Genomic DNA, 19,010 nt, shown 5'->3' with positions numbered 1-19,010 from the left:
GACATATTTCTTCTTTACGTCCTCAATCGGACCATTCTTTCTTTTCATCTTGGCCTCATCTCCTCTGCCCTCATTATATTTAGAATGAGAGGAGGTGTCCAAACTAGTTAGGGGGCCTGAGAGATATGATACGAATTACGGTCGATATCCTGAAGATTCGCCCCTCGCTGCAGCTTAAAAAGCCTTATTAATCGCCAAAACTGAGCATTTTTAAGGAAAATGAATTAGCTTGCATGAATGAGCGGGCCATATAAGCTCAAAAATGCAATCTTAGAGATGTTATAAATGCCATGAATGGCCGCACAAATCTAATTTCAAAAAGTTCAGGCGATGGACCTGCTTTTAGGGGACCTGCATCCTTTGTATTGCCGTGAATGAGTATGCTTTTGTGCAGGAGAGCACAGGCGCCGTTACATGGCCATTTAAACCTGATAGATAGTAAGGGCAGAATACCACTTAGTCATTCCATCAATAGCTTTAGCTTCTGTTTAAGTAATATAATTTAGGGAATAAACATGGTAGAAAATGTCGGGGGGAAAGGTTTTGGAGAACATATTGATAAACAATGAATTAATAAAAAAAGCGATGGACTCTGCACATATTGGCATATCGATTACGGACCCGTCCTTATTGGATAATCCCCTTGTTTACGTAAATGATGGGTTTATTAAAATGACCGGCTATTCGTCTGATGAAGCAATCGGGAAAAACTGCCGCTTTCTTCAAGGTAAAGAAACCAGTTCAAGAACGGTCAGCAGAATTAGAGAATCGCTTAAAAACGAAAAGCCTTTTGTGACAGAAATATATAACTACCGTAAGAACGGCACCGCTTTTTGGAACGAGCTTCATATTGAGCCCGTTTTCATCGAAAGTGAGCAAAAGACGTATTTTATTGGAATCCAAAAGGATATCACAAAGCAGAGAGAATACCTGGATAAAATATCTGAGCTTTCCACTCCCATTGTGCCTATAAATGATCATTTGTCCGTACTCCCCTTGATAGGAGAACTGACTGTTAAACGATCAGAGGAGCTTATGAATACAGTGTCCTCTTATGCCGCCCAATCGGGTGATCAGGCAATCATCGTCGATCTTTCAGGCTTGATTAAAGTGGAGAAGGATGAAGTAGCCAGACTGCTCAAACTATATAGCGTTTTAAATATGATGGGAACCGAGCTTATTCTCACAGGAGTGACTCCTTTGCTTATTCTTGAAACCAGTACAGATTTGATTGCAGAGCTTTCCGGAATTCGTACTTACATGAATGTTAAGCAGGCGATCAAAGCATTTAATTAAACAGCCCCCTATTACAAGGGGGCTGTTTCCATCGGGCTATTTTTCTATAACTGTCACTCCACCCCATTTTTTTCCTTCCGTTTTCTTTCCGTTCACCGTTATCCTTTCATACCCTTCACCTTTTATCATCAGGGTAGCATGTTTCATGACGGTTTTATCCGGCAGTACGATAATTAAATTCTCCCCGGCTGCCATTACTTTAATCGGAAGGTCACTGCAGCTTTTGCCTACCCCCGGGAGAATGGTCACATTCCCTGCAATAAGCCCCCCCTCTTCGGTTTCTGGATTGGCAATTAAGCAGGTCATCCCCTTCTCATCGGTTATTTGAATTCCATTTTGATCAAACCATTCTGCTTCAATATTCTCTTCGGCAGCACTGAATACATTTACGAAATGGGCTGCTTCTCCGTTTTGACGCTGAAATAGTACGGGTTCTTTTTGATCCGGTTTTGAAGATGGACCCGGTCCATCAGCAGCAGCCACTTCCTTGAATCCTGTATTGAGTGCGGTCATCTTCAACGTTTTTCCATCCAGTTTCCATTCTGCTTTAAACGATTGATCTGTATGGGCACTTCTCGGATTTTCCAGGAATTGATAGCCGTTTTGTGAACCTAGCGGAGAATGCCTCTCAGTCAGGTCCAGATCAGAAGAAAATTCCCCAAGTCCATGAAAAACCCAGTCATACTGTTTTATGGCTCCTGGACTTGAGGCCTCCATCCAGTCCACGGTATAACGGTCTGTCATAAATATAGACCTTTTCATGCTTACGCCGGGATATGCTTGATTAGCTTCAGCATTCATGAATTGGAGGTTTTTCCCTGCGGCAAATTCTTTCAGCTCACCCTCTTCTGCTTTTTGTGAGGCACCATCCACAACGAGCGTATTGTGGCTGACTGTTTGCTTATACCAGCCTGTGTATAAGACATGACCGTAGCTCGGCGTTCCGAAATCTGGTGCAAAGGCTTTTCCGTTTGCGAAAAGATCAATATGGAGCTTATCCGGATGCCCGTGAGACCCTCCGTAAGGTCCATAATCCATCAGGACATACATATCTCCTGATCTTAAAACTCCCTGGCCCGCACCCTCGAAATTCCGGCTCATCCATTTATGAGTTCCATCTTTCGGAATCGGCAGGGCTCCTTTAAACAGAGCAAATTCTCCTTCTCTGGGGTTTTGGTTGTATTTTTGCCCGAGAAGCCATGCAAAGCTTGAAGTTCCATAAGCAGAAAAAGCACCCTCGTAGTCAAAATTCCCTTTTTTCGAAATCGGATCGACCAGGGAGCTGCCGTAGCCGCCTCCATCGTTATTGAAGGGGAGCCCCAAATTTGGATAAGCGTAATCAAGAGGCATAGTGTACATCTTTTTGAGCTCAGGACTGCTGTATAAATCATAGCCCCAGCTTGCGGCTCCGTCAGCCAAATGCTGAAGAGCTCTTAATGCATATAAATGATAAGCGATGGAGCCCTCCCACCAAAATCCATCTGAAAGGACACTTTCTTTCATTAGATAGTGAAAGCCATGTTCTCCATTAATGGCAAATTCCATGTACTCTTTTTCTCCCAATGCAAATCCAATCATTCCGACAGCCGCATTATGCCATGCCTGCCAGTTGGACCGGCCCATGTCATATTCACTGATTGTAATGGCAGACGGTCTTAGCATATTCAATTCTATATTTGCCAGATCCTGGTCCGCCATCAGTCCGCTGTCATACAGAAGATCATACGTATAGGCTAAATCCACCATACTGACTGATTCATCAAGCGTCTGCCAGTAAAGTCTTCCCCCCCTTGCCTGCTTTGCGTAATTTGGATAATGGTTTGCATACGAGATCAGAATCTCAGCTGCCTTCTCTCCGTATCGTGCATCTCCACTCAGTTTGTGGGCTACTGCGAGAGTGCGGGCAGCTTTAACCAGTTCATTATGGCGGTAATAACGCCAGCCGGCATCATAAGAATCTCCTGTATAATATCGGTCTTCAGCAGGGCAATAATGCTTATTCGGGCTCGAGGAATCATACTGAAGCTGTGAGCTGTCATCACACAAGAACCACATTCCGTGCCCGCCCGCCTTATCCAGCACCTCCAGGTTTGCCAGTAAGTGCTTATCGGCTTCAGCAAGCAGCTTTTGATAATAATCAGCTGCCCAGGGCTCGGACTGAATTCTTTTTTTCCCTTCTGAGAGTTCCTGGACGGATATAAATGATTTAGGCCTCGCATGGATAGCAGGTTCCCACTTTACCGCTTTTCGTTTCAGCTTGACTTGAAAACTTGCACCCAGTTTAAGGCGGGAAATAATCGAAATGGTCATTGTTTGTTCATCTCCTGCCGGACTCTCATTAGATTCTTTCCAGCGTACCGATATGGTTTTGGATTCACCGGGTTTGAGTTCACCGGAAGTCTCGCTTAGTATTACTTTGCCGGCGTATTCTTCCGGAATGCTCACTTCAAAATAATCGGTTTCCGCTGCTTTATTTAAGATGGTTACTAAATATGTCTGCTCCTGGTCTGGGAGACCTTCTTTACTGATGGATTTCGGAGAGACTTGAAAGGATTCTCTTACAAGCTTCAAATCATCTAAATATACAACCGTTTCCGGGTCCGGAGGCTGATCGCTGTACCAGAAGGAATGGAAAGTAAGTTTATTGACAGCATCAAGACCAAGCGGCTGCCGCGAAGGAGAGAAGTTTTTCAAATCAATGGACACAAGCTTCCACCCTGTCCAATCAATCTTCAATCCTGTGAGATAATAATCGAAGCCTTCTGTTTCAGGATCATCTGAATCCAGTATAGGGTAAATGGTCGTACCGGTTGCTTTTTCGGAATACATCCAAAACTCAAGCTTATCATAGCGTGACCAGTCCTTTGGAATCGCAGTGGACTGGACGGCTTTTTTCACCGGCATGTTTTCCCATTTTCCGCTATAGAGTCCCTCTTTAACAAATTCAGTGTTTTCCGTTACTGAGGTCCACTTCTTGGAATCTTCAAAACCGTCTATGTGCAGAATATCAGATTCCATCATATATTCCAGAGTCATTTGGTCCAGAACGAGCCGGGTTTCCGGATCCGGAGTTTCTCCATACCAGGAACTGTGGAGCCGTAATTGATCAATTTTGTTAAAGCCTGCAGGAGTGTAGCCTTTGCGAAAGGAGTAGTAGGGAAGCGTAACTTTTTGCCATCCCTGCCATGTAGTTTGAATAGAGGCAATATAGTAGTCAAGCTGTGGAGTAGCAGGATTATCTGAGTAGAGGACCACATAAATCCGGTCATTCGTTGCCTTTTCAGAATGGACCCACATATTCAGCGAATCATAGGAGGACCAGTCAGCAGGAATGGCCGATGTTTCGACGGCTTTCATCCATTTTCCGCTGACCGGATTGGTAATGTTCCATCTCCCGGAAAAGCTGCCTTCATAAACAACTTCCTGTTCGGATGTCAGCCCTCTCCATTGAGATACATCTTCAAAATCCTCGATAACAAGCTGTGCTTCCTCATGGTTTTCTTCCTTTGGCGGAACGTTTTCCTCAGCGGACGCAAGCCAGCCTGGCATCAGCAGCAGCAGCGAAAGCAAAATAAACAATCCCCTTTTAAACTTCATCCTTTTCCCCCGGTTAAAGCCCGCTCACATGCCTTTGTTTTGGAAGAAAGCAAGTGAATCTGTCTCTATGATCATGAGCCGAACCGTATTTTTGATAACGCTTACATTACTATGATTTGGCATAGCTTTAAATCTTTGAAAAAATATCAGGGAGACTCTATGAGACCTAAACGGAGTACTGCCCTGATCGATCAAGCTGTTTACCAATAAAGATTCCAATTTTTCTTCAGCCGGACAAGACCTTCCATATAATAATAGTCTCCCCATAAATTCCCCTCATCCACACCGAGGTTTTCCGGTTTTGCATAGACTCCATGCAGCAGAAGAGCGTTGGATTCGGGCATATTTCTAGTTGAGTAGCCTGTGTAAAGGTCTTGCAGGATTGCAGCAGCAGCCCTTTCATAATATCTTTGGCTGTCTTTAATCTCGGTATATTTTGCAAGTTCCAGCAAGCCGCAGGCCGCGATGCTTGAGGAGGAACTGTCTTTCTCCTCCCCGCTGTCATCTGAAAAAGCCAAATCCCAATAGACCACACCGTCGGCGGGCGTTCTATTCAAAAAATAATGGGCCAGCTTTTCAGACATTTGAATAAACTCATGGTTCCCAGTGTATTTATAGCTTAATGGAAAACCATAGATTCCCCACGCCTGTCCCCGGGCCCAGCAGGAATCATCCCGGTACCCCTGATGCGTTTTCCCATACCTGGCATCCCCTGTTTCCGGATCGAAAAAATAGGTGTGGAAGGTAGAGGCGTCCTCTCTGACAATCCACCTGTAAGCGTTGTTTGCATGTTTTTCCGCAGCCGCTTTGTATTTCTTGTCCCCTGTAGCCTCCGAAGCCCAGTAAAGCAAAGGTAGGTTCATGAGACAATCAATGATGATTCTTCCTCTTTGCAACGGATCATTCAAGTCTCCCCACGCTTGAATAATGCCTGCTTTTTCAAAGTACCGGCTCATAAGGTGATCAGCGGCCATTAAAGCAGCTTCTTTTGCTTTTTCATTGCCAGTCAGTTTGTAGGCGCTTACGCAGGAAAGCGTATATAGAAATCCCAGATCATGATGGTCACAATCGATTTTCTGGACAATTCGGTCATGAAAACTATCGATGTGGACTTCTGCTGCCCTTCTGTATTTTTCATCCGCGGTCACCTCATAGGCAAGCCAGATCATTCCCGTCCAAAAGCTTGTCGTCCATCCGTGGTTGCCGCCCCGATCCTGTCCGGGCTTTTCAGGTTTTCGGATATAATAACGGTTTTCAACGGTCGTGTCATCCGGAAATGCATGGGTAAAATCTTCAAGGCTTGAGCTGATTTTTTCCAGAGCATGTTCCATTGCCTCATCAATAAATTCAAGTGAAGCAGAGACTGTTTTATACTTATCCGTTTTTATTCCCTCGTTCACCACATTCACAGCCGATTCCCCCTATTTTAAATCGCTCATTGCAACATGCTCCATGTCATTAAACGTATAGTTTTCTCCGGCCATCGCCCAAATGAACGTATAGTTGCTCGTGCCGATACCTGAATGGATTGACCAGCTTGGCGATATGACCGCTTGCTCGTTCTGCAGAATCAGATGCCGTGTCTCTGAAGGTTCTCCCATAAAATGAAAGACTCTCGTATCCTCTTCCATGTCAAAATACAAGTAAACCTCGGAGCGGCGGTCATGAATATGAGCAGGCATCGTGTTCCACATACAATTAGGTGCCAGGAGAGTCATTCCCATCATCAGCTGTGAGCTTTGGACGCCTTCAGCATGAATGTACTTGTAAATAGTCCGCTTATTCGAATTTTTTTCATCGCCCAAATGAACAGGTGCGGCTTCGTTAATGCCGATTTTTACAGTTGGATATACTTTGTGGGCAAGAGTGGAAAGAATGTAAAAGCGGGCTGGATTAGCAGGATCGGCACTGGAGAGAATGACTTCCTCTGTTCCGAGACCGACATACAAACAATCCTTTTGCTCCAAGTGGTATGGCTCTCCATTTGCTTTGATGATACCGGGACCCCCGATATTGATGATACCCGCCTCTCTTCTTTCAAAAAACCCTTTCGTTTTAATATCAGGCTCGATTAAAGCCAGCGGTTCTCTTACTGGAATTGCGCCTCCAATCAGCATCCTGTCTTCGTGTGTATAGGTTAAATTTAAGCTCTCAGCTTTAAAAAGTGTCTCAATCAAAAATGCGTTCCTGAGTTCTTCAGTCGTGAACCGTTTTGTTTCTTCTCTGCTTGCACAATGTCTTGTTTCCATCCTATCTCCCTCCATACTGTTAAAAATTCAGCCATCCTCCATCAACTGCCAGGATGTGACCGCTTACATAATTGGATGCATCAGAAGCCAGAAATACAGCCGGGCCCTTTAAATCCTCAGCACTTCCCCAGCGCCCGGCCGGAATTCGCGACTGAATGAATGCATTCCTTTCTTTATCCTGCCTGAGAGCTTCTGTATTGTCCGTTTCCATATAGCCAGGTGCTATGGCGTTTACACACACGCCTCTTCCAGCCCATTCATTGGAAAGGGCTTTCGTTATCCCGGCTACTGCATGCTTGCTTGCTGTATAAGCGGGAACCCTCACGCCTCCCTGAAAGGAGAGCATGGACGCAATATTGATGATTTTACCTTTTCCCTTTTCAAGCATATGACGGCCTGTCTCTGAACTAAGCTGAAAAACAGCCTCTGCATTCAAACTGATTACTGCTCTCCAGTCTTCCATCGAGTACTCTTCAGCCGCAGCTCTGCGGATCATTCCAGAGTTATTCACAAGGACATCAATTCTTCCTGACTCTTTCAAAGCTCTTGTGACCAGTTCCCTTCTGGCGCTTTCTTCCGATAAATCGGCTTCGATCCCAATGAAGGACCTTCCCAGACTTTCAATCTCACTTTTAATACCGGCCATACTGCTGATACCTGCTCCAATTATGTCTGCACCGGCTTCTGCCAGCCCAAGAGCCATCCCCTTTCCAAGCCCGCGGCTAGCCCCAGTTACAAGAGCTATCTTTCCGTGCAGAGAAAACAAATCATGGGACAAAAGAATCCTCTCCCCTTCCTATTAAGGTTCGCTTCTGTATCTTTATGTTCGTTTTTTTCAGTTTATCACAGGATGAATCATACGTGCACTTTATTTTGGAAATTTCTGATACTTTTAGATAAGATCTTTTTTTCGCAAGTTTTGAAGATATGCGGTCACTTCTTTATCTTCTCTTTCCGGATATTCATAGCCCATGTTACCGGCTGCTTTTCTTCCGTATTCGCGAATAACTTCACCAGCCTTAAACAAACAATCCCATTGCCTCTCTTTGTCTGAATTTACATATAAGCTTTGAAGCTTTTCATATTGCCCGGGAGAAAGGTACCTGTTAAGCCAGCGTCCACTTACCCCAATATTAACTCTCCATTCGTGCTCATAGCCGATTACCCATGAAAGGATTGAATGGACGCATGGGATTATAATGGTGTCATACATGTATCTGGCGTACGGCCACTCATTCCGAAGAAGACCCTTTGCCGTATACGTTTGAATCCACCATGCTTCGTTTAAGCAATTTTTATATTCCATCTCTGAGGGTTTTTTTACATAATAGGAGGAATCATCCGGCGGGGAGAGCTCAGGGAGACAATGATCTTTATCCAGAAGAATACGGGTAAGTGAATCTTCATTAACTGATTTATGGATAACAGCTGCGTCCTTAAAGCATAAATCAATGCGGACGCCATCCTTAAACAGCATTAAAAATATGTATGCTCCGTCATCAAAATCGTTTTGCTGCATGATCACAAGTTCCCCAAACTGCCGAATCCAGTCTTGATTTCTCTTATAGCGCGCCGAAGGCAGATCGTTCACAAAAAAAACCAAATCATAATCCTGAAGAAAATCCTTGGGGGCATTGCTGTTAAGCCGAGACCCATTCATCATTACGGCTCTAACCATGGATTCTCCCATGGCAAATTCCACAATCTGGTGCAGTACCTGATTTTCACTCCTCATGTTTTCCTCCTTATTCGTTTGTATAGGTAACAGGGATCCCGGTTTCCTTCAGCTTGCATTTCCAGTTGGAAGACAGTTCATTGTTCGTGATGATCCTGTCGACTCTGTTTATTTCTGCATACTGAATCAATGCGGTTTGCCCGAATTTTGTATGATCCGTTACAAGGGTGATCTGTTCCGCCCGGTTCATAATCATTCTTTTATATTCCGCTTGATCGTTGCTGAATACGGTTAATCCTTTATCAATATCTGCAGCAGTGGTACCGAGGAACAGATTTTGGACCCATATTTTCTCCAAGGCATCCATAGCAATGGGACCGGTTAATCCCGCAGAAGCATTTCTCGCTCCTCCAAGTACAATCAGCTGGATTTTGGATGCATTCAGCAGCGCATGGGCAATCTTCAGATCATTGGTGACGACAGTAATTTTATGGTGAATGAGCTGTTTGGCAAGCTCTAGCATTGTGCTTCCGCCATCAAGCAGAATTGTGTCATTCTCTTTAATGAATGCTGCAGCTGCTTTTGCTGCCTGCTTTTTTTCATAGAGAAAGCTTGCCTGCCTTTTTTCCACCGAAAGCATTGCTGCTGAATCCGGTAAAATGGCGCCGCCGTGTATGCGCTTCAGCACCCCCTTGTTCTCCAGCACGATCAGATCCTGGCGGATGGTTTTCTCAGTAACAGAAAGACTTGAACTGAGTTCTGTAACTTTTACCATTTTATCCTTTTCGAGACTTTGGATAATTGCTTCATGCCGCTGTAAAAAATGCATGGCTTTAAACGCCCTTTCTCTATCATCTTTTTACCCTCACTTCAATAAACATGGTAAAGAGGGGGATTGCCTATGTATGTTCCATGGCTGTTTTTGATGGTTGCTCTTTACTCATTCAGTGCTATTATTTTATATTTGGTAAACCGAACCATTTATACATCCATTCTTCCGGTATTAAGAAAGAGCCTATATGCCTTTCTTTTAGCTTTTTTATCCGTTTGTTTTTTTCTTAAGTACATTACGATAGCGGACTGGCCTATTCTTGTTCAGCTTGCAGCCGCAGCCGTTTTTACAGATTTAACTATTTTCCAGACCCCAAATATACTGAAAATCGGCTCAGCTGAGTTTAAGCATAGCGGGTGGATTGAAGAAACCATCCAGCATAATGAACGTACCCTTGAATATATGCGCAAAAAATCTACTGCGTTTTCGCTTATTATACAGGAGGAAGAGGACTTGATGCCAAAGGAATCTTCCATTAAGAGCATAGAGGAATACCGTCATTCCGTTCTCCGCTATGTTGAAATGTATACCGACCAATTCGATTTCAGCGTAAAGCTTTATACGCTTGAAGGGGAGGATGACTACCACTTTAGCCAAAGCATCTACAATGTCCTCAGCCGGCTTGAAACGATATTCAATATGTCCATCCCTGATAAACAGGAGGTATCTGAACAGCTAAAGCAAGCACGGGTTCATACATTCGAAGATGACACAGTCGCTGTTATTCCAATATATGGACGCTATTCATCCCTGCTCGTTTTATCCGCTAAAGAAAACCCAGTAATGGAGATCGATACGCTGCATGTAATCAATCTCATCAGCATATTCGAATGGAGATCAGATTGGAAAGGGGCAGACGCCGAACAGGACCAGCCGGTCAGCTAAAAGCGGTGATCCTTCCGTCTTGGGAGGGAATCTGAATCAAAGCCTTTCAACTGGAGAGCTAAAGGGATTAGAGCAAGAACTTATTTTCATAAAAAGATGAAGCTGGGGTAATATTGCCGAAAGGCCGATATATTGAGAACACGGTCGATTTACTGGGATTTCGGCCGATTTACTGGGATTTCGGCCGATTTACTGGAATTTCGGCCGATTTACTGGAATTTCGGTCGATATATCGAGAACACGGTCGATTTACTGGGATTTCGATCGATATATTGAGAATACGGCCGATTTACTGGAATTTTGGTCGATATATTGTAAATACGGTCGATTTACTGGAATTTCGGGTCGATATACAGGAATTTGCCCGATAGATGAATCAGTCCGCCCGACACGCAATCTCGGCTCAAATCCGACTTAGTACGGTCGATAAAGTTTCATCTCCACAGCCCCCCCGCTTGACTGCCAGACGAAACAATGAAGTGTGCTGTCCCTTCACGACAAAAAAATGCTCTGAGCAGGGCTCTGAGCATTTTTTTCTTGATTGTTTCCCTCTTCCTATTCCACATGCGTTCAAGCAGAGAAGCTGCATTCCGCAGAATCTTTATACCCACCACATTTCAGCAGGCTTTTCTTCAATCAGAACGGATTGCAGGTTCGTTACCGCTCTTTTAAATCCTTCCTGAATAGACATGATGGGGTCTTCATGTTCAATGCTTACCACATAGTCGTAGCCATAGGTAATTAAGGTGCTGATCATACGGCCCCACTCGTCGTTGCTGTGGCCGCAGCCGACAGACCTGAAAGACCATGCCCTTGATTTCACCTCTCCGTAAGGCTGCATGTCGGTCAGACCGTACATATTGACATTGTCCGGATCAATATGGGTGTCTTTGGCATGAAAATGGTGAATCGCATTTTCTTTTGCCAGGATTTTAATGGCTGCCACAGGATCGATTCCTTGCCACCACAGATGGCTGGGGTCCAGGTTGGCCCCGATCGCATCGCACGTTTTTTCACGAAGCTTCAGAAGCGTGTATGGAGTATGGACAAGGAAGCCCCCATGGAGCTCGAGTCCGATTTTCACACTGCTTTCTTTAGCAAGCTCTCCAACCTCTTTCCAGTAAGGAACGAGCTTGTTTTCCCACTGCCACGTTAAAACATCGCCGTATTCATTTGGCCAGGGTGTTACAGGCCAATTCGGATATTTTGCCTCCTCCGAATCTCCCGCCGTTCCGGAAAAACAGTTTACAACCGGCACATTAAGCAGGGAGGCGAGCTTTATCGTTTTTCTAAGGGTTTCATCCGATTCTGCTGCAAACGCTTTATCAGGAGAAATCGGATTTCCATGGCAGCTGAAGGCGCTGATTGTTAATCCGCGGCTTTCTACCTTATTCTTGTACTGGCTTCTCGCTTCTTCACTTTCCAAAAGCTCGTCCAGGTTACAATGGGCATTGCCGGGATAGCAGCCCGTTCCGATTTCCACAGCGTGCAAACCCGCCGCTTTTACCGTATCAAGCATTTGCTCAAACTCCATGTCGGAAAATAATACAGTGAATACTCCCAGTTTCATGTTTTTCCTCCCCTTTATGCTTTATTCCTGAATCGTAATTTTTCCGCTTTCGTAAATCGCGTCAATTACTTCGGAAACCTGCATGGCTTCTTCAGGCTTTACAATCAGCTCTTCTTCATTGAAGCATGCTGCAATAAAGTTCTTGGCCTGAAGCACCCCAGGATCATCTTCACCTGGAATCCAGGCTGGCTGGCTGTTAAACAGCATGTTGTATTTCGTTGTATAGAGCTCCATAGGGAAAACGCTGATCCCTCCGTTTACTCCTGAAATGCTGAGATGCTCCTCATCATCCCGGATATTGGTAGCCCAGGATGTTTCAAAAAGCATGGATGTCCCATTTTCAAAGCGGATATAGGCCGTTACATGGTCATCCACATTAAATTTTTGGTGATCGTAATCTCCCCACAGATTAACCTGATTCGGGACTTTGCTTAATGCGTTATACGTGCTGCCTGTCACATCCGTAATTTTCGGATTGCCAATCAGCCACAGAGCAAGATCGAGCAGGTGGCAGCCATAATCGATCAAGCTGCCTCCGCCTTGAAGTTCTTTGTTTGTAAACACGCCCCAGCCGGGAACCTTGCGGCGGCGAAGCGCCTTAATCCTTACTACAAGAGGGGTTCCGATTTCTTCCGTAATCATCACTTTTTTAGCTGCCTGGGATTCCTTCATATACCGGTAATGGTAGGCAATCGCTAATTTCCTCTGGTTTTTCTTTGCTGCTTCGATCATCTGCTGACATTCCCCCGCTGCCAGGGCCATGGGCTTTTCACAAAGAACGTGGACTCCGGCATTCAGTGCGTCTATAGAGATCTGTGCATGAAATTTATTCGGTGTGCAGACAACTACCGCATCTACATCCGGCAGCATCTCATGGTAATCTCCGAAGAAGAGAGGGATTCCAAATTCCTCCGCAACATCCTCTGCGCGGTGGACATTAATGTCGCATACTGCAGTGATTTCTGCCTGATCCGTAAACTTTTGAAAGGATGGAATATGGCGGTCTGTTGCGATTCCTCCAGCGCCAATAATCCCAATTCTAAGCTTTTTCATGCTGTAACGCCCTGCTCAATCGCTACAATTTGTTTCGTTTCGCTTGATTTTAACGCAGCCAGAATCACTTCCAGGGATTTTTTTCCTTCTTCCCCGGTTACGAGCGGCTCTTTGTTTTCAAGGATGCATTCTGCAAAATGGTCAATCACACCGGTAGATACCTGGCCGCCATCCTCATTGGACTGAATTTTTCCAAGTTCATATTTTACGATTTCTCCATTTGCATACTGCACAATCATGCTGTGTATTGGGTCATCCTCTAGCCGGATAATTCCGTGCTCACAGTAAAGAATCGTTGAATTATCCTCTTTCCCTGTGTAGGACCAGCTTGCTGTCAGTGTACCGAGTGTGCCTGAGGCCGTTTTCAGTACACACACTGCATTATCATCCACATCCGCAAATGTTTTCGCACTCGTTTGCACAAATGCGCCGGCTTCCGTAAATTCCTCTCCCAGCAAATAGCGGAGCAGGTCGCTTTTATGCACCCCCAAATCACCCATAGCACCAATGAACGCCTCTTCTTTTCTAAAGAACCAGCTGTCTTTTCCATCTACGCTCCACGCTTCCGGCCCCGGATGGCCAAAAGCGGTTCTGAAGCTGAAGACTTTACCCAATTCACCGGACTCAATCATCTTTTTTGCTTTTTGATGAGAGGGTGCAAAACGCTGGTTATGGGCAATCATCAGCTTTTTGCCGGATTCCTTTGCTGCTTTGATCATAGCCTCCGCATCTTCTCTGGAGGTTGCCATTGGCTTCTCGCACAGGACATGAAGTCCTGCTTTAAGAGCATCAATCGAAATCGGCGCGTGAAGATAGTTCGGTGTGCAGACACTTACTGCATCCACCTTCCCGCTATTCAGCAGGTCCGAATAATTTGTGTAAGCCGCTGCTCCGTAAAGTGCAGCTATTTCATTTGCCCGCTCCTCGGAAACATCGCACACGGCGGTGATTTCTGTCTGAGCCTGTGCTGCATACTCTGGAAGGTGGCGGTGTCTGGCGATGCTTCCGCAGCCAATCACTCCGATTCTGATCTTTGTCATAAAAGCTCCTCCTTATGTGGTTCCGATTCTCTTATTTCGCTGCAATGGCTTCGAGCGGCTGGGCATTCCCGTATACTGGTTTTTCCCTTTTGGCAGGGGCTGCCCAAAGAACAGCATTTCCAATTACTTTTTGGATATCTTTGTTATGATAGGTTGGATAGGTTTCGTGTCCGGGTCTGAAATAAAACACTTTGCCGCTGCCTCTTTTATACGTGCAGCCGCTTCTGAACACTTCTCCCCCCTCAAACCAGCTCATGAAAACAAGCTCATCCGGTGCAGGAATATCGAAGTGCTCTCCGTACATCTCCTCTTTCTCAAGCTCGATAAACTCACCAAGGCCTTCAACAATCGGATGGCTTGGTTCAACAACCCATAAACGCTCTTTTTCGTCTGCTTCTCTCCATTTCAGATCACAGCCTGTTCCCATGAGCGACTTGAAGATTTTTGAAAAGTGCCCTGAATGAAGGACAATTAACCCCATGCCGTTTAATACACAGTTTTTAACTCTTTCCACAACTTCTTCCTCAACTTCTTCATGTGCGACGTGCCCCCACCAGATCAGCACTTCGGTATTTTCGAGAACTTCGGCTGTAAGTCCGTGCTCCGGCTCATCCAACGTGGCAGTCCGCACACTGTGTCCCATTTCTTCAAGAAATCCTGCGATTGCTCCGTGGATGCCTTCCGGATAAATCCTGCGTACTTCCGGATTTGTGTTTTCGTGGCGGTTTTCATTCCAAACAGTAACTTTCATTGTTTGCACCATCCTTTAGTATGTATAGTTCTATCAATCAACCTGTTTGGTTAATCGTTTACGTAACCTGCACCACAGATTCCCTGATGATCAGTTCTACCGGGAGAACCTGTTTAGCCGATGCAGGCGGGTTTCCGGATATGGCCGAAAAAATCATCTCTGATGTTTTCTCTCCCTTTGCCATAATATCCTGCCTGATTGTTGTAAGACTTGGAGAAAAATATTGGCTGATATTTAAATCATCGAAGCCGATTATCGACAAATCTCTTGGAATTGCTCTGCCTGCTGAAGAAAATATTTTCATAATCCCGAAGCACAGCGTGTCAGAAGCCGCGAAAACGGCTGTGACTGGTATGCTCGTTTTTAGCAGGCCCGTGCCGATTTTAAAGGAAGATTCAGGTCTATTGTCACCGCTTTCAAAAATAAGATCATCAGTAAACACCATACCTGATTCCTCGAGTGCCCTTTTGTAGCCTTTTATCCTCTGCTCTTCTATTGGACTCCCTATAGCCGAAGTTACGGCCATGGCAATGTGCTGATGCCCGAGAGAGATGAGATAGTGTGAAGCCAGATATCCGCCTTCCTCATCATCAATGTTCAAAGTGAGACTGGTGCTGTTTTCTTCCCCATAGGTATCGACAAATACGCATGGTATGTCTAGAATTCCAGCCAGTTCATCGGCTATGCAGCCTGTGGCATTCATAACGATGAGTCCGTCCAGATTTCTCTTTTTGACCCACTGCCTGCACTCATCTGCCTCGCTGATGCCTCCAAGAAGGATATCATATCCGAAATTTCTTGCTGCATGTTCTACACCGCTGATGTATTCATTGTAATACAGATTGGAATGAAATACCGGCTCAAGGGATTTCTGGTTGTGTATTTTCAGCAAACCAATCAGCTTTGACTGCTTTTTGGACAGGCTGATCGCCGTAAAATCGGGTAGATAGTTTAATTCCTCTATCGATCTCATAATCTTATTTTTCGTTGCTGCTGAGACCTTGTTTTTCCCGTTCAGCACGTACGAAACGGCTGCGGCGGATACCCCGGCATGCCTGGCCACATCTCTGATTGTCACATTTTTAATCATGACCCCTCCTGGTTAACCGGTTAACTCCCTTCTCATACTAAACGATTTTTTTTTGAAAAACAATCCTTAATTTTCATGCCGGCCTAATGCTGATTTTGGAATAGTTGCTGCTTGGAGCGCAAGGTACACAGCCCCTTGGATAAGCGGACACCTGCTGCGGAATTCAGCAATTACGTTTGACAGAGCGTCCCTTTATGAGATTTTGAGAACGCTTCTTTATACCCGCGGGTATTCCTATTAAACCATCAAATAGGCAGAAAACCGGATATTTTTTCCCCTTCTCCACATATACATATATCATGATGAGCTGTAAGGGAGCGACCATGCTATGGAAAATAAAAAAAATAAGAATAAGAGAAAAAGATTAAAAAAATTCACGACTGCTGATCTTGGATATAAAGTTTCAGAGGAGAATCAAAAGCTTCTGAAAATGCTGAAAAACCTAAAAAAAGCCTGATTATCCAGACAGATGTACAGGATAGAACAGACCGTTGGCAAGGTTCTTTAGATCATTTGTGAATTGCTTATTATAAGCAATGATAACGCAGGATGCCGGACCGGCAGACTTATGCATATTAAGCTCGCAATCTATGAATTTAGCTTCCGGATTCAAAAAACGGATCTCCCGGGCAATTCCTCCCGACCCCGCGGGGATCAGCTCGAAAACACCATCATGCCGGCAAAGTTCCTGAAACAGAGACAAGGAAACCATTCTGTCAGCTTTTGTTATGACTTCTTCTCCTACAAGCGGTTCTCCTACCACCGCGAAACCGGCATTCAGCGGGGTAACACCGCTGCGGTATAAATTCTTGGCCACCCGCCCAAGAACCGTAATTCCGATGGCTGATTGCATCATGGTCATATTGCTCTCTGTGCTCCCTGTAATCGATACCCCCTCAAAGCCTGTCTCCTTCATCAGCCTGTCGCAGGAAGCACTCAGCCTTTTCCATGCTTTGTTCCCGATAAAGTTGTGAAGGATGATGGAAAATGGTGCGGCCCCTACCGCCAGGCATTCCATTAAAGCTACCCGGAGAGTATGCGAAGCCGCAATTTCAAGGGGCACATTCACTAGGTCGTGTTCCATTTCTCCAATTGCACCTGCGTTGTCGGAAGCCGCAATCAGCCATTCTTCTTCTGTCAGGTGTATTTTCTGAATATCTCTCATAGTGATCGGCCCGTCCCTTCATTTTACTGGGTTTTCAGTGTTGAAGGAATTCCATACCAAATCAAGTCGGCCTGATCAGCATGCTGGATGATATGCTGGTACACCCAGCCGGTGGAATCCCGCCAAAGACGGTCTTCTTCTTTAATAGGCACAATGCCTTTAGAGATATCCGACCCAATGAGGACAAGCTTTCGGTCAGCCTGGCTCGTTTCCCAGGCTTTCCACTCTAAAACGAGCGCCTTCCAGTTCTCGGCTGCCTGCAATCCGGAATGGAGCGTTTCGTTCCTTATATAGGTTTCCACACCTTCAACAACTGTAAGCGGGGCAAATGCTTGATCAAGGTCATCCCCTTTGAATGCACTGATCCATAGACTATCTTCGCTTCGCCATAGCTGTTCTTTTACCCATTTTGCTTTGCCATTGCAGGCACCTCCTGTAACGAAATGCATCGTTCTCCCCTCCTGAATGATTCGAATGTCCATGTTAATTTATATCCTGTGCCGGGATGTACCGGCCATTCCCAAAAAGATCGGCTGTAATCGCCCAGCTCAGTCAGAAGCTGGCGGATCGGACCGCCATGGCTGACCACTAATGCAGATCCGATGGTTTTATTGGTCATTTCCCGGTGGATGATTCCCCACCCTTCCATGATCCTTGCTTTAAACTGAGTGAAGGTTTCACCGCCCGGCGGAGCAATACGATCCGCGTTTTCAACCCATTCTCTATATGCCGGATCCTCCTTCAGATCTTCATAGGTAAGACCCTCCCATTTTCCGAAATTCAGCTCTTTTATTTGCTGAATTCTGGTTGGATTTATTTCCGGAAAGAGAATATCCGCTGTTTGATTTGCCCGGGTCATCCCGCTCGTCACCACCAGATCCGGACGATGGATTTGCATCCCTCTCAGCTGCTCTTCCCCTTCCTTTGAAAGGGGATCGTCTGTCCATCCTATATAAGCATTCCGGCTGTTTTTTTCTGTTAACCCATGACGTAATAATGTAACAGCCACAAACCCATCCATAAAAAGACCTCCCCTCCTTCTGAAGAAGCACCAAGCAAATCTCCAGTAATTCCTCCAAATTCTTTTTTAAAAAACACTCCGGAAGCAAGTGTGAACAAGGCACTCATAAGCAGCAATCCTATCAGATAAATGACAAGCACAGGTTCAAATAAGCCCAGCAGACAGGCAACCAGCGTTACTGAAATGGCATAGCTCCCGGCTATGCGTCTCCATTGAAGCCCTTTTTGAAAAAAATACGAAAGTCCATCTTTCTTTACCGATGGAACTGATGCCAGCAGGAGCCCCATTCCAGTGCGGGAAAGCATCGGAATCAGCGCAAGGAGGCTAAAACCGAAACCATGGAACCGTTCAATCACTTCGTAAATAAACAAAAATTTAGCAGAAAGCAGAACCAGCACGGAAAGCACACCAAATGCCCCTGTTCTTGGGTCCTTCATAATTTCAAGCCTTTTATCCCTGTCTCTGTAAGAAAAGTAAGCATCGCTTGAGTCCATCCAGCCATCCAAATGCAGACCGCCCGTCATCATGATTGCAGAAAGCCAGATAATAAACGCGCAGGCGAGGGCAGATAAGGGGGTATAAGTTTGCAGCAGCCATAAGAGTGCAGCTTGGACACTTCCCATAAGGAGGCCGATAGCCGGAAGACACTGTATGGCAATTGCCGTCCGCTTCGGGTCCATGTCAAACCGCTTCTTAACAGGAAGAGCAGTGAAGAACTGTATGCCGATTAAAAAACCTTCGATTCCTTTTTTCATTTCATCCCCCTCTCTCTGCTATTTTCATGAT

18 protein-coding genes are annotated in these 19,010 nt (G+C 45.3%); 3 read left to right on the top strand and 15 right to left on the bottom strand.

What is annotated here, in order from left to right; translation table 11 throughout:
• Positions 1–543 precede the first annotated feature (543 nt).
• A complete protein-coding gene (locus ACQCVE_RS17470; protein WP_426863535.1) occupies positions 544–1,296 on the top strand; it encodes a PAS domain-containing protein in 753 nt (250 codons plus the stop codon).
• A gap of 36 nt (positions 1,297–1,332) precedes the next feature.
• On the opposite strand, the gene ACQCVE_RS17465 is transcribed toward ACQCVE_RS17470, so the two are convergent.
• From ACQCVE_RS17465 to ACQCVE_RS17440, 6 genes are all read right to left on the bottom strand, one after another.
• On the bottom strand, positions 1,333–4,893 hold the full coding sequence (locus ACQCVE_RS17465) for a heparinase II/III domain-containing protein (RefSeq protein ID WP_426863534.1): 3,561 nt from the start codon (positions 4,891–4,893) through the stop codon (positions 1,333–1,335).
• 200 nt (positions 4,894–5,093) lie between these two features.
• The gene (locus tag ACQCVE_RS17460; protein ID WP_426863533.1) at positions 5,094–6,302 is read right to left on the bottom strand and encodes a glycoside hydrolase family 88 protein; all 1,209 of its coding nucleotides are present in this window, start codon (positions 6,300–6,302) and stop codon (positions 5,094–5,096) included.
• A gap of 12 nt (positions 6,303–6,314) precedes the next feature.
• Positions 6,315–7,142, bottom strand: a complete 828-nt coding sequence (gene kduI, locus ACQCVE_RS17455; RefSeq protein ID WP_426863532.1) for a 5-dehydro-4-deoxy-D-glucuronate isomerase — start codon at positions 7,140–7,142, stop codon at positions 6,315–6,317.
• Positions 7,143–7,161: 19 nt separating this feature from the next.
• Positions 7,162–7,920: a 2-dehydro-3-deoxy-D-gluconate 5-dehydrogenase KduD gene (gene kduD / locus ACQCVE_RS17450; RefSeq protein WP_426863531.1), complete on the bottom strand. Its 759-nt coding sequence runs from the start codon at positions 7,918–7,920 to the stop codon at positions 7,162–7,164.
• A 114-nt stretch (positions 7,921–8,034) separates the two neighbouring features.
• Complete coding sequence (locus ACQCVE_RS17445) at positions 8,035–8,877, bottom strand: aminoglycoside 6-adenylyltransferase (RefSeq protein WP_426863530.1); 843 nt, start codon at positions 8,875–8,877, stop codon at positions 8,035–8,037.
• A gap of 10 nt (positions 8,878–8,887) precedes the next feature.
• A complete protein-coding gene (locus ACQCVE_RS17440) occupies positions 8,888–9,646 on the bottom strand; it encodes a DeoR/GlpR family DNA-binding transcription regulator (protein WP_426863529.1) in 759 nt (252 codons plus the stop codon).
• A 72-nt stretch (positions 9,647–9,718) separates the two neighbouring features.
• On the opposite strand from ACQCVE_RS17440, the gene ACQCVE_RS17435 reads away from it, so the two are divergent.
• Entirely contained in the window at positions 9,719–10,534 is an 816-nt protein-coding gene (locus ACQCVE_RS17435) for a type II toxin-antitoxin system SpoIISA family toxin (protein ID WP_426846841.1), read from the top strand.
• Between the two features lie 601 nt (positions 10,535–11,135).
• On the opposite strand, the gene ACQCVE_RS17430 is transcribed toward ACQCVE_RS17435, so the two are convergent.
• The 5 genes from ACQCVE_RS17430 to ACQCVE_RS17410 are packed head-to-tail and all read right to left on the bottom strand — an operon-like array spanning position 11,136 to position 16,038.
• Positions 11,136–12,104: a sugar phosphate isomerase/epimerase family protein gene (locus ACQCVE_RS17430; protein ID WP_426863528.1), complete on the bottom strand. Its 969-nt coding sequence runs from the start codon at positions 12,102–12,104 to the stop codon at positions 11,136–11,138.
• A gap of 21 nt (positions 12,105–12,125) precedes the next feature.
• Positions 12,126–13,157, bottom strand: a complete 1,032-nt coding sequence (locus ACQCVE_RS17425) for a Gfo/Idh/MocA family protein (protein WP_426863527.1) — start codon at positions 13,155–13,157, stop codon at positions 12,126–12,128.
• Positions 13,154–14,197 carry a Gfo/Idh/MocA family protein gene (locus ACQCVE_RS17420; RefSeq protein WP_426863526.1) on the bottom strand — a complete coding sequence of 348 codons (1,044 nt, stop codon included), beginning with the start codon at positions 14,195–14,197 and terminating at the stop codon, positions 13,154–13,156. Before ACQCVE_RS17420 ends, ACQCVE_RS17425 begins: the two co-directional genes overlap by 4 nt.
• Before the next feature lie 31 nt (positions 14,198–14,228).
• The gene (locus ACQCVE_RS17415; protein ID WP_426863525.1) at positions 14,229–14,948 is read right to left on the bottom strand and encodes a ThuA domain-containing protein; all 720 of its coding nucleotides are present in this window, start codon (positions 14,946–14,948) and stop codon (positions 14,229–14,231) included.
• Positions 14,949–15,006: 58 nt separating this feature from the next.
• A complete protein-coding gene (locus ACQCVE_RS17410) occupies positions 15,007–16,038 on the bottom strand; it encodes a LacI family DNA-binding transcriptional regulator (RefSeq protein WP_426863524.1) in 1,032 nt (343 codons plus the stop codon).
• A 328-nt stretch (positions 16,039–16,366) separates the two neighbouring features.
• On the opposite strand from ACQCVE_RS17410, the gene ACQCVE_RS17405 reads away from it, so the two are divergent.
• Positions 16,367–16,495, top strand: coding sequence for a hypothetical protein (locus ACQCVE_RS17405; protein ID WP_426846853.1), 129 nt, complete (start codon positions 16,367–16,369; stop codon positions 16,493–16,495).
• Here the strand turns inward: ACQCVE_RS17405 and ACQCVE_RS17400 are convergent, their stop codons facing one another.
• The 4 genes from ACQCVE_RS17400 to cobS are packed head-to-tail and all read right to left on the bottom strand — an operon-like array spanning position 16,496 to position 18,979.
• On the bottom strand, positions 16,496–17,203 hold the full coding sequence (locus ACQCVE_RS17400) for an ATPase (protein ID WP_426863523.1): 708 nt from the start codon (positions 17,201–17,203) through the stop codon (positions 16,496–16,498).
• 23 nt (positions 17,204–17,226) lie between these two features.
• A complete protein-coding gene (locus tag ACQCVE_RS17395) occupies positions 17,227–17,652 on the bottom strand; it encodes a bifunctional adenosylcobinamide kinase/adenosylcobinamide-phosphate guanylyltransferase (protein WP_426863522.1) in 426 nt (141 codons plus the stop codon).
• Positions 17,604–18,224 carry a histidine phosphatase family protein gene (locus tag ACQCVE_RS17390; RefSeq protein WP_426863521.1) on the bottom strand — a complete coding sequence of 207 codons (621 nt, stop codon included), beginning with the start codon at positions 18,222–18,224 and terminating at the stop codon, positions 17,604–17,606. The genes ACQCVE_RS17395 and ACQCVE_RS17390 overlap by 49 nt, the downstream gene beginning before the upstream one ends.
• Entirely contained in the window at positions 18,182–18,979 is a 798-nt protein-coding gene (gene cobS, locus ACQCVE_RS17385) for an adenosylcobinamide-GDP ribazoletransferase (protein ID WP_426863520.1), read from the bottom strand. Before cobS ends, ACQCVE_RS17390 begins: the two co-directional genes overlap by 43 nt.
• Positions 18,980–19,010 lie beyond the last annotated feature (31 nt).

Origin of the sequence: Metabacillus sp. 113a, assembly GCF_050107635.1 — a bacterium.
In the GTDB taxonomy this organism is placed as follows: Bacteria; Bacillota; Bacilli; order Bacillales; family Bacillaceae; genus Metabacillus_B.
Note: the sequence above shows the minus strand (reverse complement) of the source record. Positions and strands in the feature narration are given on the sequence as shown.

Bases quoted from the DNA above. Each gene is read 5' to 3' on its own strand.
- ACQCVE_RS17465 (WP_426863534.1), bottom strand. From the start codon at position 4,893: ATGAAGTTTAAAAGGGGATTGTTTATTTTGCTTTCGCTGCTGCTGCTG.
- kduI (WP_426863532.1), bottom strand. From the start codon at position 7,142: ATGGAAACAAGACATTGTGCAAGCAGAGAAGAAACAAAACGGTTCACG.
- ACQCVE_RS17445 (WP_426863530.1), bottom strand. From the start codon at position 8,877: ATGAGGAGTGAAAATCAGGTACTGCACCAGATTGTGGAATTTGCCATG.
- ACQCVE_RS17440 (WP_426863529.1), bottom strand. From the start codon at position 9,646: ATGCATTTTTTACAGCGGCATGAAGCAATTATCCAAAGTCTCGAAAAG.
- ACQCVE_RS17435 (WP_426846841.1), top strand. From the start codon at position 9,719: ATGTATGTTCCATGGCTGTTTTTGATGGTTGCTCTTTACTCATTCAGT.
- ACQCVE_RS17430 (WP_426863528.1), bottom strand. From the start codon at position 12,104: ATGAAACTGGGAGTATTCACTGTATTATTTTCCGACATGGAGTTTGAG.
- ACQCVE_RS17425 (WP_426863527.1), bottom strand. From the start codon at position 13,157: ATGAAAAAGCTTAGAATTGGGATTATTGGCGCTGGAGGAATCGCAACA.
- ACQCVE_RS17420 (WP_426863526.1), bottom strand. From the start codon at position 14,197: ATGACAAAGATCAGAATCGGAGTGATTGGCTGCGGAAGCATCGCCAGA.
- ACQCVE_RS17415 (WP_426863525.1), bottom strand. From the start codon at position 14,948: ATGAAAGTTACTGTTTGGAATGAAAACCGCCACGAAAACACAAATCCG.
- ACQCVE_RS17410 (WP_426863524.1), bottom strand. From the start codon at position 16,038: ATGATTAAAAATGTGACAATCAGAGATGTGGCCAGGCATGCCGGGGTA.
- ACQCVE_RS17405 (WP_426846853.1), top strand. From the start codon at position 16,367: ATGGAAAATAAAAAAAATAAGAATAAGAGAAAAAGATTAAAAAAATTC.
- ACQCVE_RS17400 (WP_426863523.1), bottom strand. From the start codon at position 17,203: ATGAGAGATATTCAGAAAATACACCTGACAGAAGAAGAATGGCTGATT.
- ACQCVE_RS17395 (WP_426863522.1), bottom strand. From the start codon at position 17,652: ATGCATTTCGTTACAGGAGGTGCCTGCAATGGCAAAGCAAAATGGGTA.
- ACQCVE_RS17390 (WP_426863521.1), bottom strand. From the start codon at position 18,224: ATGGATGGGTTTGTGGCTGTTACATTATTACGTCATGGGTTAACAGAA.
- cobS (WP_426863520.1), bottom strand. From the start codon at position 18,979: ATGAAAAAAGGAATCGAAGGTTTTTTAATCGGCATACAGTTCTTCACT.